This is a genomic window from Curtobacterium sp. MCBA15_004 (assembly GCF_001865055.2).
Classification (GTDB): domain Bacteria; phylum Actinomycetota; class Actinomycetes; order Actinomycetales; family Microbacteriaceae; genus Curtobacterium.
Genome location: NZ_CP126266.1, coordinates 1,725,559 through 1,738,433, shown reverse-complemented (window position 1 = coordinate 1,738,433; position 12,875 = coordinate 1,725,559). Strand labels below are relative to the sequence as shown.

The window sequence follows — 12,875 nt, the reverse complement described above, 5'->3', positions numbered from 1 at the left end:
AGCGATGGCAGCCTCCCGCGACGCGATCATCGCCGCGGCCGGGGCCCAGTTCGCCCGCTACGGCTACGAGGCGACGAGCTTCGCCCGCATCGCCGAGGCGATGGGCCGACCGAAGTCCGCGATCGGCTACCACCTGTTCCCCTCGAAGCACGCGCTCGCCGTCGCCGTGATCGAGGAGCAGCAGGTCCGCTGGACCGCCACGGTCGCCGAGGCCTCGGACGAACCCGCCGGGGTCGAGCGTCTGACCCGGGTGCTGCTCGACACGGCGCTCGAGACCCGCGAGCGGCCCGGTGCCGGCGGCGCCGTCCGACTGCTCCGCGAGCTCCTGCACACCGACGTCGAGGTCCCCCGCGGCTTCGTGTGGGTGGACTTCATCCGCGAGCAGCTCGACGCCGCTCGCTCCGAGGATGCCCCGCCACTGCCGGACCGCGCCGAGGAGCTGCTCCTCGAGGCGACGTTCGGCCTCGTCACCTCGTCGGTGCCGACGACGGCCGAGGACCTCGTCGACCGCCTGCGCGCCCTCTGGGTCCCCCTGCTCACGTCCTTCGGCATCCCCGACGCGGCCGACCGGGTCGCGTCCGTGGCGGAGGCCGCGACCAGCGGTCGCGTCTGACGGCACGGACGGCGGACGGGAGGCGCGGGGTCACAACCAGCCGCGCCGTTTGAAGACGAACCAGAGCACCACGGCCATCACGAGCATGAGCACGATCGCGAACGGGTACCCGAACGTCCAGTGCAGCTCGGGCATGTGGTCGAAGTTCATGCCGTAGATCGACGCGACCAGCGTCGGCGCGAACAGGATCGCCGCCCACGAGGAGATCTTCTTGACCTCCTCGCCCTGCCGCATCGACGCCTGCGCGAGCCGACGACTCTCCTCGCCCTGGGCGAGCGACGCACTCGTCATCCGGCGCATCGCGTCGTTCTGTTCCTGCGTGACGAGGGTCGCGTGCAACGTGAGGGCGTTCTCGAGCAGGGCGCGGAACGTGTCGGCGCGCTCGGTGATCCGGATGGCGTGGTCGAGGACGTTCCGCAGCTGGTTCTGCACCTCCGGGTCGGTGCCGTACTTCTCGGCGCCGAGCAGGAGCGAGCGGGCCATGCCGGGCAGCGGACTGATCGCCCGTTGGAACCCGATCACCTCGCTGAGCAGCTGGTAGATGCGCTTCGAGGAGTCCGGGTCGACGTCGCCGTCGAACAGGTCGTCCTCGATCTCGTCGACGTCGTCCTGCAGCCCGGCGACGACCGGGGCGTAGCCGTCCACGACCTCGTCGAGCACGGCGCACAGCACCGCCTCGGACCCCCGACCGAGCCACTCCGGGTCCGTCTCGAGCCGCTTCCGCACGTCGGCGAGGTTCGGTCGCGCGGCGTGCCGGACGGTCACGACGAAGCCGTCGCCGGTGAACAGGTGCACCTCGCCGAACTCGACGGTCTCGGCGTCGTGGTCGTACCAGGCGGGCCGGAGCACGACGAAGAGCGTGTCGCCGTACCGTTCGAGCTTCGCGCGCTGGTGGCCCTTGCTGGCGTCCTCGACCGCGAGCGGGTGGAGCCCGAACTCGTCGGCCACCGAGGTCAGCTCTGCGTCGGTCGGCCGGAAGAGCCCGATCCACGCCATCGCTCCGCCCCCGGCAGCGTCGAGCGCGTCGTACGTCCGTCGCAGGTCGGTGGGTGACTGGGTGCGGACGCCGTCCACGTAGATGCCGTTGTCGATCAGGGCCATCGCGGTCCTCCTCGGTCGGGTGCCGGTGCGTGGCCGTCGGACGGCCCGTGCGATCGTACCCGCGGTGACGGCCACGACCCGGCGTCCTGACGGGATCCGAACGGCCCCGTGCTCGCCGGGACGGCCGCACCCCGCCAAGCGCACGGCGGCACGCGCCAGGCGGCGGGCGGCGACCGGCGGGCCCTCCCGCCACGTGCAGCGCGGGCCGGACCTGGGCGCACCCTCAGCAGCAGGCGCACGCTGCACGGTGCCGTGACGGCGGACGCGGCCAGGGTGGAGCCGTGTCCCCGTCCCCGAACCCGCCGGCTCCTGTCCCGACGCCGACCCCGCACGTCGGCCGCTCCCGGCGCTACCGCACACGCCTCGTCCTCATGGTCGTCGTCTGCGTGGTCGCGGCCGTCGTCACCGCCCTCGTCGTCGGCCCCCGCTGGTCGGCGTCGGTCGGGTGGGCGGCGGCGTGCGCGGTCTACGTCGTGACGGCGTTCCCGCTCCTCGACGACGACGCCGAACGCACCGCGCAGCACGCCGCCCGCGAGGACCCGCGCCGCACCGTGTCGGACCTGCTGCTCGTCGGTGCCTCCGCCGCGAGCGTCGTGGCGATCCTCGTCGTGCTGAGCACCGCCCGGGACCTGCACGGCAGCGCGCAGGACGCCGCAGCCGCCCTCGGCGTCGTGAGCGTCTTCCTGTCGTGGCTGCTCGTGCAGACCCTGTTCACGCTGCGCTACGCCGAGCTGTACTACAGCGGAGCACCCGGCGGGATCGACTTCAACCAGCAGGAGCCGCCGCGCTACTCCGACTTCGCCTACTTCGCGGTGACCGTCGGCATGACGTACCAGGTGTCCGACACGTCGATCACGTCGAGTGCGATCCGCGTCGCGACGCTGCGGCACGCGCTCCTGTCGTTCTTCTTCGGCACGGTGGTCATCGCGAGCGTCATCAACCTGGTGGCCGGTCTCGGCAGCTGACCGACCGCGGGCGAGCGCAGTCCGGGTCCCGCCCGGCTCGACACCCGACCACGGTCGGACGGGAGGCGCGTGGCGGGCCCGCACCGTGCCTCCCGTCCGTCAGGCGGTCGCGTCCATCCGCGCGAGCCAGTCGCGCACGAGCGCCGCGGTGACCGTGGGCTGCTCCAGGTGCACGTTGTGTCCGGCCGTGTCGAGGACCACGAACGACCCGCGCGGGTAGTGGTCGCGGAGGGCGAGCCCGTCCTCGTACCCGACGACCTCGTCCTGCCGACCGAACAGGTGCAACGTCGGCGCGGTGAACGGCTCCGGGTGCGCAGCCTCGGGCTCCACCGGGAGCGCGTAGTCCTCCGCGACGGCGTCGAGCACGGCCTGGTCGGCACCCCGGAGGCCGGGCAGCACCCCCGCGACGAAGGCGTCGAAGGTGGCTGCGTCCTGCACGACGCTGTTCGCGACGAAGTCGTCGCGGGCGTCACCGGCGCGGTCGAGCACGGACGGATCGACGCGCAGGACGGTGCGCTCCGGGACGGTCCGGGCAGCGTGCACGGCCTCGACGACGCCGGCGAGGGTGGCGAGGCCGAGCACCTGGTCCCGGAGCTCGTGCGCGACGTACCGGGCGACCATGCCGCCGAACGAGTTGCCGACCACCGCGAACGGCTCGTCGCCGAGCGCGTCGCGGAGCTCGGCGACGACGCCCCGAGCGACCTCGAGGGTGCTGGTCGGGACCCGCGCGGAGCCGGAGTCCGCTGCCGCGCGCCGGGCGGCCGCGGTCCACGGCAGGTCGACGTAGACCCGCCGCCACGGAGCGTCGCCCACCATGTGCTCGAGCGGCAGCATCACGCGGTGGTCGAGCCCGAAGCCGTGCAGCGCGACGAGCGGACGACCGGAACCCTCGGTGCGGATGATCACCGGACAACCGTAGCGACCGACGCCGACACAGCCCGGCCTCGTGCTGCCGTGATGTGCCGATGGAGAGCACTCCGGAACACCGCGCGGCGCGGTTGATCGCGGCGACCGCGCCCTGACACGCCGCCGGAGCGCTGGTCCCGGCCCGGTCCGACGCCCGCTACCGTGACCGGATGGACGACCGCACCCTCGCCACCGCCCTCGTGACCGACGCCGCGGACCTCGCGGCCACCATGCGCCGTGCGGGGACGGAGACGACGCAGAAGACGTCCGCCGCCGACCTCGTCACCGCGGCCGACCGCGCCGCCGAGGACCTCGTGCGCCGGATGCTCGCCGAGCACCGTCCGGACGACGGCGTCACCGGCGAGGAGGGCGCGCACGCCGACGGCACCTCCGGTCGCCGGTGGCACGTCGACCCGATCGACGGCACGTGGAACTACGTCGCCGGGCTGCCCGCGTGGTGCAGCGCCGTCGCGCTCGAGACGGACGGGGTGCTGACCGCCGGTGCCGTCCGTCGGCACCTGCCCGACGAGACCTGGGTCGCGCTCGACGGCCGGACCGAGTGCGACGGGCAGGTCGTGCCCGACATCGCCGACCTCCCGCTGGCCCGGGCGAGCGTGGCGACGTTCCTCGACGCCGCACACCTGCGCGACGACGCCACGGCTCCCCTGTTCGCGCTGCTCGCCGCGGCGGCGACCCTGCGCGTGAGCGGCTCCGGCTCGTGCGACCTCGCCGACGTCGCCGCGGGACGCATCGGCCTGTGGGTGCAGGTCGACTGCGCCGCGTGGGACTGGCTGCCCGGCCGGGCACTCGTCGAGGGCGTCGGCGGGACGGCCGAGGTCGTCCGGGCGCACGGGCACGACTGGCACCTGGCCGGTGCGCCGACGGCCGTCCGTGAGGCCGCCGCACTGCTCCGGACGCAGGCGGGCTGACGCCACCGGCAGCGCGCCCCGGGCCCAGCGCACCCGGGCCCAGCGCCCCGGGCTCAGCGCCCAAGGGCCCGTCGCCCCCCCGGGCTCACCGCCCCGGCAGCTGGGCCAGCGGCTCGGACCGCACCCGGAGCAGGTCCGCGTAGGTCCCGTCCCGCTCGGCCCACCGCAGGTACTGCGCGGCCTCGACGACGACCTCCTGCGGGGTCGGCTCGGTGGCCAGGATCGCGAGGACCTCGTCGAGGAACGCGTCCAGCGGCAGCGCCCGCGGGTTCACCCGCTCCTGCCCGGCCGTCGCGACCGCCGGCGGAACGAGCTCGGTGACGGTCACGCCGGTCCCGGCGAGCTGGGGACGCAGCGCCTCGGTCCACGCGTGCACGCCGGCCTTCGACGCCCCGTACGCCGGCATCAGCGGGAAGGGCAGGAACGCGATCCCGGAGGACACCGTGACGACGTCGGCAGCGCCCCGCGCGGTCAGGTGCGGCAGGAACGCGTCGACCACGCGCATGGTGCCGAGCAGGTTGACCGCCACGGTCGTCTCGGCTGCTACTGCATGACCGGGGTCGAGCAGGTCCTCCTGCGACATCACCCCGGACATCGTCACGAGCAGGTCGAGGTCGGGGTGGCGGTCGAGCACCTCGTCGCGTGCGCGGAGGACGGACGCCGGGTCCGTGACGTCGATCCGGACGGTGTCGAGGCCGTCGAACCGGCCCGCGTCGCGCTCGGGGTCGCGTCCGCCGACGACGACGGTGCTGCCGGCTGCGGCGAGCCGTCGCGCGAGGCCGAGGCCGATGCCGGAGGTGCCCCCGACGACGAGAGCGGTGCGGTCGATGGTGCGCATGGTGTCTCCTGTCCGTGCTGGTCGGGAGCGGGGCCCGACGCTGTCCGTCGGACCGGGCGGTCCGACGGTGTCGATCGTGCGACGACGCGGAGCCGGGCGGGAGGACCCCGCGCATCCGGGGAGTGGCAGGACCCCCGCTGCGGGCGCCGGGGTCGCGTAGCGTCGGCGGGGTGGAGACGACGGGACCGGTCAACGTGCTCGGCGAGTACCTGCGCGCCCGACGCGCCCTGGTGACGCCCGAGCAGGTCGGCCTGCCCGAGGGCACGCGGCGACGGGTCCCCGGCCTCCGCCGCGAGGAGGTCGCCCTCCTCGCCGGGATCAGCGCCGACTACTACCTGCGCCTCGAACGCGGTCGCGACGCCAACCCCTCGCCCCAGGTGCTCACCGCGATCGCCCGGGTCCTGCAGCTCGACGACGTCGAACACGCCTACCTCCTCGGGCTCACCGCGCCGCGACCCCGCACCCCCCGCGCCCCGGCGGCCGAGCGCGTGCCACCGCGCCTGCACCACCTGCTCGCCGCGCTCGACGTCCCGGCCTTCCTCGAGGGCCGCACGTTCGACGTCCTCGCCGCGAACGGCCCGGCGACGGCGTTCTCGCCACGACTGACGCCCGGACAGAACCGGCTGCGGTCACTCGTGCTCGACCCGGAGGAGCGCGCCTTCCAGGTGGACTGGGAGGACTCCCTCGCGTCCTTCGTCGCCGCGGCCCGGCACACCTCCGGCGAGGACGGCTCGGACCCACGCGCCGCCGCCCTGGTCGGTGAGCTGTCGATCGCGAGCGCGCGGTTCCGCGAGCTCTGGGCACGCCACGACGTCCGGGAGATGACCGGCGGCAGCGTCGTCGTCGAGCACCCCGTGGTCGGTCGCCTCGACCTGCTCCGCGAGAAGCTGCCGGTCGACGGGCTCGTCCTCGTCACGTACTACCCCGAGGCGGGCAGCGCGAGCGCGGAGAAGCTCCGGCTGCTCACCGCGCTCGGCGCGACCGCGGGATCCGCGAGCCAGCACTGACGGGTGCGGGTCGCGTGGACGCGACCGGGGGACGGACGGGAGGCGCGGGTCGGGCCCGCACCGCGCCTCCCGTCCGTCTCGGCGCCGGACCGGCGGCCACCTACCGGGGGCGGCGGAGGGTCTCGCTCGGCGACTCGCCGAACCGCTTCGCGTAGGCGGCCGAGAAGCGGCCGGCGTGCGCGAAGCCCCACTCGCGTGCGACGCCGGCGACGGTGACCTCGCCCAGCGCACGGGAGCGCAGCACCGACCGCACCCGGTCGAGCCGCATGCCGCGGAGCATGCCGTTCGGGGTCTCGCCGACCTGGCGCTGGAACCCCTGCTGCAGCCCGCGGACGCTCAGGCCCACGTACTCGGCGACGTCCGTGGTCGAGAGCGGGCGCTCGACGTTGGCGTGCATGTACTCGATGGCCTGCTCGACGCGGCCCGTCGCCTGGGGCGGCACCGGTGCACGCGTCGCGAGGGTCACGTGCGGGAACGTCCGGAGCATCGCGAACGCGGTCCGCCGCGCGGCCTCGGCCATGGCGAGCGGCGACAGCGGGGCGGAGCCGAGGACCGTCGGGGCCGTGCCCCGGAGTTCGGCGTCCCAGAAGCGCAGCGCGCTCCGGACCGGGGCGGCCGCGTGGTCGAAGACGATCGGCGCGGGTTCGGTGCCGTGCAGTTCCGCCGCGACGTGCTCGAGCGTGGTGCGGTCGAACTGCACGACGTTCTGCCGGACGTCGGCGAGGTCGAAGCGGAACGGCCGCGCGCTGGGGAACACGACCGGACGACCCGGGGCGAGCACGACCTCGTCGCGGCCGATGTCCATGACGCCGCCGCCGTCGCTGACCCAGGTGACGAAGTAGTGGCTCGTCGCGTCGACCTCGCCGGCCATCCGACCGTCGAACCGCTTGGCGTCGAGCGTCAGGGTGGCGTTGCCGACCGACCGGAACCGGTACCCGAACGGACGCGCCGTCCGCTCCGGCAGGAAGCCCGCCGCGTCGTACGCGCCCTCGAACAGCGCCCGGGCGGCGTCGAGGTCGTCGCCCGTCGCTGCCGCCACCTGGCGGACGTCCGGGACTGCGGCGGTCATGGGGTGATGGTCGCACGCGGCCGGGAGGAGTGGCTGTGAGTCACGAGCGAGACTCACCTCGGTCCGGGCGCCTCACGGAGCGGTGAAGAAGTCGCTGTAGGTCGGCTCGGTCGGGACGTCCTCGAGGAGTCGTCGGTGCACCATCGCCTGGAGCTCGTCGGGGTGGCTCATGCCCCGGCGGTGCCACTCGCTCGGGCGGGTCCGGAGTTCGGACAGCGTCGGGTGCGGCTTCACGGGGACACCGTCGTCTCGGTGCGACCGGCAGCCGTCTCGCGGTCGGCGGTGGAGGGACCTGCTGTCCGTGCCATGACGACCCGCCTCACTGCTGGGGAGTGCACCTCGGGTGGGCGCCGGACCAGCATGCGACCCGGAGGTTAGTTTGTCTAACTACGTTCGCCTTCCGGCTAGCGCCACCCGCCGCGCACGGTGGCGCCGCTGCGCGGACGTGCGCTAGCCTCTGGCGCAGAGGGAAAAACGCCTCCGGCCCCGGCCGGCGGTACCGCGTACGTGACTCACGGGAGTCGCCACTTCTTCGTCGAAGGAGTGCGCCCGTGTCCGTCCCCACCTCGTCCCCGGCCTCCGAGACCGCGGCTCCACCCCGTCTTCGTGACGCCTGGTTCGCCCTCGCCGGACTCTCAGCCGTGTTCCTGTTCGAGATGCTCGACAACTCGGTCCTCACCGTCGCGCTCCCGACCATCGGCCGCGACCTCACCGCGTCGACGGCCGCCCTGCAGTGGGTCTCCGGCGCCTACTCGGTCGCGTTCGGCGGCCTCATGCTCCTGTTCGGCGCCGTCGCCGACCGGTTCGGCCGCCGCCGCGTCATGCTCGTCGGTCTGGTGCTGCTCGCCCTGGTGAGCATCGCGACCGTCCTCGTCACCTCGGTCGAGCAGCTCATCGTCGTCCGCGCGCTCACCGGTGTCGCCGCCGCGATGACCACGCCGGGGTCGATGGCCCTGGCGTTCCGGCTGTTCGACCGGCAGGACCTGCGCGTCCGGGCGCTCACGGTCATCTCGACCGCGGGACTCGTCGGCCTCGCCGTGGGACCGACCATCGGCGGGTTCGTGCTCGCGGTGGCGCCGTGGCAGGTGCTCCTCGTCGCGAACGCCCCCGTCGCGGTCGTCGCGTTCGTCGGCATCCGCGCCGGGATCGCCGTCGACCGTGCCGGCGACCTGCACCGCGACCCGGTCGACCTGCTCGGCGCGGTCACCGGTGCGGTGGCGGTGGCCGGGGTCCTCGTCACGCCGACGCTGTTCGTCGTCGGTGCCGGTGCCGGCTCGTGGGCCGCCGTGGTGCTCACGGTGCTCGCAGCCGCGGGCTTCGTCGTCCGGCAGCACACCGCGCCGTACCCGCTGCTCGACCTCCGGCTCGTCGCGCGCCCCCTCGTGGCCAGCGGCCTCGCCCACAAGGCCGCCGCCGGGCTCGCCACCGCCGGCCTGTCGTACCTCGTCACGCTGCAGCTGCAGTCCGGGTGGGGGTGGCCGCCCGCCCTCGCCGCCGTCGGGACCCTGCCGCAGGTGGTCGTGCTCCTCGCGAGCGGCCGCCTGGTCGGGCCGTTCGTCGCCCGCGTCGGCCTCGATCGAGCGGCGTGGACGAGCGCGGTGGCCGTCGTCGCCGGACTCGCCGTCTTCGCCGGGCTCGGTCGCCACGGGTACCCGTTCGTGGTGGTCGCCCTCGTGCTCGTCGCCGCCGGGATGCGGGTCGTCGGGGCGGTCGCCGGCACGAGCGTGCTGACCGGCCTGCCCGCCGACCGCACCTCGGTCGGCGCGGCCCTCGTCGACACCGCGAGCGAACTCGCCACCGCGGTCGGGATCGCCGCGAGCGGCACCGTCCTCGCCGCCCTCGTGACCGGCAGCGTCGCAGCGGTGCACCGGTCCGCCGCCGAGGGTGCCGCGTTCTCGTCCGCGGTGCAGGTCGCCGCCGTCGCCGTGACCGTCCTCGCCGCCGTGCTCGTCACCCTCGGCATCGTCGCGGGCCGCCGCGGTCGCGGCACCCGGACCGACACCCGACCGGGCGACGACACCGAGCCAGGGGCCGGGACCGACCCGCGCACCTCGCCCGTCCACACCACCCCCACCACCGACCAGGAGTCGACCCGTGCCTGAGACGCCCACCACCACCACAGCAACCACCACCGTCGCCCGCCCGCCGTTCGACCCCGAGCTCGTCCCCTTCCTGACGGCCCTCGAGGCGCGCGGCCCGTTCACCCTGACCCCCGAGGCACTCCCCCACATGCGCCGGCTCGAGCAGACCGAGGAGTCGCTCGACGCCTGGCTGCACGCCCGCGGGTGGGAGCGCCGCACCGTCAGCGTGCCCGGGCACCTCGGGGCACCGATCGACCTCGCCGTCGTCCGGCGCACCGGGCAGACCGGCACCGTCCCGGCCGTCTACACGGTCCACGGCGGCGGGATGGTGATGGGCCACCACCTCGGCAACCTCGACGCCTACGAGGGGTGGCTGCTCGACCACGACGTCGTCCTGCTGAGCATCGACTACCGCCTCGCGCCCGAGCACCCGGACCCCACCCCGGTCGAGGACTGCTACGCCGGCCTCGTCTGGGTCGCCGAGCACGCGGCCGAGCTCGGCATCGACCCCGACCGCATCGTCGTCGCCGGACAGAGCGCCGGCGCCGGGCTCGTCGCCGGCACCGCACTCCTCGCCCGCGACCGCAGTGGGCCGGCGATCCTCGCGCAGGTCCTCGTCTCCCCCATGCTCGACGACCGCGACGACACCGTGTCGACACGGCAGATCGACGGCGTCGGCGTCGCCGACCGCGGGATGACGCGCTTCGGGTGGGACGCCTTGCTCGGCACCCGCCGCGGCACCGACGACGTCTCGGTGTACGCCGCACCGGCGCGCGCCACCGACCTGTCCGGCCTGCCCCCGGCGTACGTCGACTGCGGGACCGCCGAGGTCTTCCGCGACGAGACCGTCGTGTACGCGAGCCGCCTCTGGGCGGCGGGCGTCGACGCCGAGCTGCACGTCTGGCCGGGCGCGTTCCACGGCTTCACGAGCATGGTGCCCGACGCCGTCGTGTCGCGGCGCGCCGTCGGCGCGCTCGCCGACTGGACGACGCGACTGCTGGGACCGGCGGCACCGCGTCCGTGACGTGCGGACCGCCGGACGGGAGGCGCGGTGCCAGCGGGTGCCGCGCCTCCCGTCCGACGTCCGGTCGCGTCCCGCGCCCGTCCCTGGTGGCGGCCCGGCGACCCAGGGCTAGCGTCTGAGCGGTGACGGACGACCGACGGCGGGAACTGGGCGAGGGCGACGCACCGGTCGAGGACGAGATCGAGGAGTCCTTCGACGCGGTGGTCGAGGAGGGCGCGGAGCGGCTGCAGCGCACGCTGCGGGTGGTCCTCGCGACCGGGTTCGCCGGTGGGCTCGAGATCGGCCTCGGTGTGATGGGGTACCTCGCGGTCCTGCACGCCACCGGCGACCACCTGCTCGCCGGCCTGGCGTTCAGCGTCGGACTCGTCGCGCTCTTCCTCGCGCACAGCGAGCTGTTCACCGAGAACTTCCTCGTCCCGATCGTCGCGCTCATCGCCCGCGAGGGCACCTGGCTGCAGCTCGTCCGTCTCTGGGCGGGCACGTTGCTCGCGAACCTCGCGGGCGGGTGGGTGTTCATGTGGATCGTCGTGCAGGCGTTCCCGCAGTGGCACACGGTGCTCGAGGAGTCGGCCCGCCACTACGTCGACAGTCCGTTCGGCCTGCAGACCGTGGCGCTCGCGGTCCTCGGCGGCAGCACCATCACGCTCGTGACCCGGATGCAGCAGGGCACCGACTCCGACCCGGCGAAGATCGTCGCGGCTGTGCTCGGGGGCTTCCTGCTGTCCGGGCTGCAGTTGTTCCACTCGATCCTCGACTCGCTCCTGGTGTTCGGGGCGATCCAGGCGGGCGCGTCGATCACCTACGGGCAGTGGCTCGGGTGGTTCGGGTACACGCTGCTCTGCAACGTGCTCGGCGGGGTCCTCCTCGTCACGGCGCTGCGGCTCGTGCGCTCGGCGGACCTGCTGAAGAGGCGCCGACGGAATGCACCGGACGCGCCTGACCGGTCGGGGCGCGAGCAGACCTGAACTCGGTGCGCGTTCGAGATGGGCGCTGCCCGGGAGGCCCGGTGCCTACCGCGATCTCCTGGACGCGCGGCCCGCACTCGACTGGCTGGATGTCGTCGGTGATGACGGCCGCCGGCTTACATGTGGTGATGGGCTTCACGCCTGCGGTGCCGTGATCTCCGGAACGTCGCGTGCGCGGCCAAGGCACTCCAAGAGTGCATGGACACAGCTCTTCCCTCTCAGCGGCAGACACTGGTACCGAGTCGGCACTCGCGACTTCTACATCAAGTTCAGACTTCTCGCGTCCATCGCGCGAATCCACCCATTGATGAGGAGCAACGCCGTCGCCGTCTTGTCAGCAGACAAGATCTTCTCCTCGAGAAGCGTCTCTAGAAGAGCAATCACGCGATCATGATCAAGAAGATCTTGAGATATCGAATACTCCGTCGCGTTTGCAAGCAGAATCGCCCAATCCGCCTTCAAATCTTCGCCGTTGATGAGTAGTGGGAGACTCCTTCGAGCCAATCGCGTCGTATGAGGACGCCTGGGCGTTGTGACGACAAGCCCGAGCCCACCCCAGCCCTCCGTCACGAAATCGATGCGCAGCAAAAGCTCACGCAGATTGACGGGAGCATCAAGATAGGTCATGAGGTACCGCATTCGGCGTCGTCGGATGAGCTGTGATGATGTGCCCGTGCGGGTCTACGGCAACGCGAGCATCACATGAACCGTAGTACTGATGATCTTCTTCGTCTTCTGACAGCGAAGCCCAGAGTTCGCGCCGACGCTCCTCATGCCAACGCATTCCCGCATGGAAGTCATCCGGGCTCAGGCTGCAGCTCACGCCCTCCGAGCGCGTGATCGCGTCGATCAGGCCACCCTCGCCGGCTCCGCAGAGATGATCACTCGAACCGTTCACGACCACGTCGATGGAGTCTCCGGTGATTCTGATCTCCGGTGCTGGAAGCCAGAGTCGGTACGCGTTCGGATGGTGCTGGGATACAGGGATGCGTCCTGCCACGAACCAAGAACTGGCATGTCGAGAAGACCGCGGTCTCCCGGCGACACCGCCAGGAGGCCACGATTCCAGCGGCGGAACGAGATTGCTCGATGGAATGAACGGCGTCATCTCTGCACGTACTCGTTCACGACGCCCTCGTCGACTCAAGCGCATCAAGATCTCCCCTCGGCGTCCGACGTGCAGACCGCGGTGGTCATCGCGTCGCCGGTGAAGTGAACCATCGCCATCTTGGCGCACGGTACGACGAGACAGTTCCGGATGACGGTCCGACCCCGACCGGGCCGCGCCCGCGGACGCAGGGCCCACGACCTCGTTCGTCGCGGGAGAACGTCACAGCGTGTACCGGACGATCCGACCCCAGGGCGGGAGCGCGGTGC

The 12,875-nt window shown here is 73.0% G+C and carries 14 protein-coding genes; 7 read left to right on the top strand and 7 right to left on the bottom strand.

Annotation, left to right across the window (positions count from 1 at the left end):
* Nucleotides 1-4: 4 nt before the first annotated feature.
* Entirely contained in the window at nucleotides 5-613 is a 609-nt protein-coding gene (locus QOL16_RS08195; protein ID WP_071284472.1) for a TetR/AcrR family transcriptional regulator, read from the top strand.
* Between the two features lie 30 nt (nucleotides 614-643).
* Here QOL16_RS08195 and QOL16_RS08190 read toward each other — a convergent pair whose 3' ends face one another.
* Nucleotides 644-1,714, bottom strand: coding sequence for a magnesium and cobalt transport protein CorA (locus tag QOL16_RS08190; protein ID WP_071284470.1), 1,071 nt, complete (start codon nucleotides 1,712-1,714; stop codon nucleotides 644-646).
* 281 nt (nucleotides 1,715-1,995) lie between these two features.
* Here QOL16_RS08190 and QOL16_RS08185 point away from each other — a divergent pair, with 281 nt between their 5' ends.
* The gene (locus QOL16_RS08185; protein ID WP_071284468.1) at nucleotides 1,996-2,679 is read left to right on the top strand and encodes a DUF1345 domain-containing protein; all 684 of its coding nucleotides are present in this window, start codon (nucleotides 1,996-1,998) and stop codon (nucleotides 2,677-2,679) included.
* A gap of 99 nt (nucleotides 2,680-2,778) precedes the next feature.
* Here QOL16_RS08185 and QOL16_RS08180 read toward each other — a convergent pair whose 3' ends face one another.
* Entirely contained in the window at nucleotides 2,779-3,585 is an 807-nt protein-coding gene (locus tag QOL16_RS08180) for an alpha/beta fold hydrolase (protein WP_071247230.1), read from the bottom strand.
* Between the two features lie 170 nt (nucleotides 3,586-3,755).
* On the opposite strand from QOL16_RS08180, the gene QOL16_RS08175 reads away from it, so the two are divergent.
* Complete coding sequence (locus tag QOL16_RS08175) at nucleotides 3,756-4,514, top strand: inositol monophosphatase family protein (protein ID WP_071284466.1); 759 nt, start codon at nucleotides 3,756-3,758, stop codon at nucleotides 4,512-4,514.
* An 85-nt stretch (nucleotides 4,515-4,599) separates the two neighbouring features.
* Here QOL16_RS08175 and QOL16_RS08170 read toward each other — a convergent pair whose 3' ends face one another.
* A complete protein-coding gene (locus QOL16_RS08170; RefSeq protein WP_071284464.1) occupies nucleotides 4,600-5,352 on the bottom strand; it encodes an SDR family oxidoreductase in 753 nt (250 codons plus the stop codon).
* A gap of 170 nt (nucleotides 5,353-5,522) precedes the next feature.
* On the opposite strand from QOL16_RS08170, the gene QOL16_RS08165 reads away from it, so the two are divergent.
* Nucleotides 5,523-6,359 (top strand): helix-turn-helix domain-containing protein, encoded by an 837-nt coding sequence (locus tag QOL16_RS08165; RefSeq protein ID WP_065965061.1) that lies wholly within the window; start codon nucleotides 5,523-5,525, stop codon nucleotides 6,357-6,359.
* Nucleotides 6,360-6,459: 100 nt separating this feature from the next.
* On the opposite strand, the gene QOL16_RS08160 is transcribed toward QOL16_RS08165, so the two are convergent.
* Nucleotides 6,460-7,428, bottom strand: a complete 969-nt coding sequence (locus QOL16_RS08160) for an AraC family transcriptional regulator (RefSeq protein ID WP_065965064.1) — start codon at nucleotides 7,426-7,428, stop codon at nucleotides 6,460-6,462.
* 72 nt (nucleotides 7,429-7,500) lie between these two features.
* Entirely contained in the window at nucleotides 7,501-7,662 is a 162-nt protein-coding gene (locus QOL16_RS08155; protein WP_175473083.1) for a hypothetical protein, read from the bottom strand.
* 317 nt (nucleotides 7,663-7,979) lie between these two features.
* Between QOL16_RS08155 and QOL16_RS08150 the strand changes: the two genes are divergently transcribed.
* The 3 genes from QOL16_RS08150 to QOL16_RS08140 all read left to right on the top strand — a co-directional run bounded on the left by QOL16_RS08150 (nucleotide 7,980) and on the right by QOL16_RS08140 (nucleotide 11,498).
* On the top strand, nucleotides 7,980-9,530 hold the full coding sequence (locus tag QOL16_RS08150; RefSeq protein ID WP_083395015.1) for an MFS transporter: 1,551 nt from the start codon (nucleotides 7,980-7,982) through the stop codon (nucleotides 9,528-9,530).
* Entirely contained in the window at nucleotides 9,523-10,533 is a 1,011-nt protein-coding gene (locus QOL16_RS08145; protein WP_071284462.1) for an alpha/beta hydrolase, read from the top strand. The genes QOL16_RS08150 and QOL16_RS08145 overlap by 8 nt, the downstream gene beginning before the upstream one ends.
* Before the next feature lie 122 nt (nucleotides 10,534-10,655).
* Nucleotides 10,656-11,498, top strand: a complete 843-nt coding sequence (locus tag QOL16_RS08140; protein ID WP_071284460.1) for a formate/nitrite transporter family protein — start codon at nucleotides 10,656-10,658, stop codon at nucleotides 11,496-11,498.
* A 258-nt stretch (nucleotides 11,499-11,756) separates the two neighbouring features.
* Here QOL16_RS08140 and QOL16_RS08135 read toward each other — a convergent pair whose 3' ends face one another.
* Both QOL16_RS08135 and QOL16_RS08130 read right to left on the bottom strand, forming a co-directional pair.
* On the bottom strand, nucleotides 11,757-12,125 hold the full coding sequence (locus tag QOL16_RS08135; RefSeq protein ID WP_139266390.1) for a hypothetical protein: 369 nt from the start codon (nucleotides 12,123-12,125) through the stop codon (nucleotides 11,757-11,759).
* Nucleotides 12,112-12,498: a hypothetical protein gene (locus QOL16_RS08130; protein WP_139266389.1), complete on the bottom strand. Its 387-nt coding sequence runs from the start codon at nucleotides 12,496-12,498 to the stop codon at nucleotides 12,112-12,114. Before QOL16_RS08130 ends, QOL16_RS08135 begins: the two co-directional genes overlap by 14 nt.
* Nucleotides 12,499-12,875 lie beyond the last annotated feature (377 nt).

Excerpts from the sequence above, each read along its gene's own strand:
- QOL16_RS08195 (WP_071284472.1), top strand. The coding sequence starts at position 5 with ATGGCAGCCTCCCGCGACGCGATCATCGCCGCGGCCGGGGCCCAGTTC.
- QOL16_RS08190 (WP_071284470.1), bottom strand. The coding sequence starts at position 1,714 with ATGGCCCTGATCGACAACGGCATCTACGTGGACGGCGTCCGCACCCAG.
- QOL16_RS08175 (WP_071284466.1), top strand. The coding sequence starts at position 3,756 with ATGGACGACCGCACCCTCGCCACCGCCCTCGTGACCGACGCCGCGGAC.
- QOL16_RS08170 (WP_071284464.1), bottom strand. The coding sequence starts at position 5,352 with ATGCGCACCATCGACCGCACCGCTCTCGTCGTCGGGGGCACCTCCGGC.
- QOL16_RS08160 (WP_065965064.1), bottom strand. The coding sequence starts at position 7,428 with ATGACCGCCGCAGTCCCGGACGTCCGCCAGGTGGCGGCAGCGACGGGC.
- QOL16_RS08135 (WP_139266390.1), bottom strand. The coding sequence starts at position 12,125 with ATGACCTATCTTGATGCTCCCGTCAATCTGCGTGAGCTTTTGCTGCGC.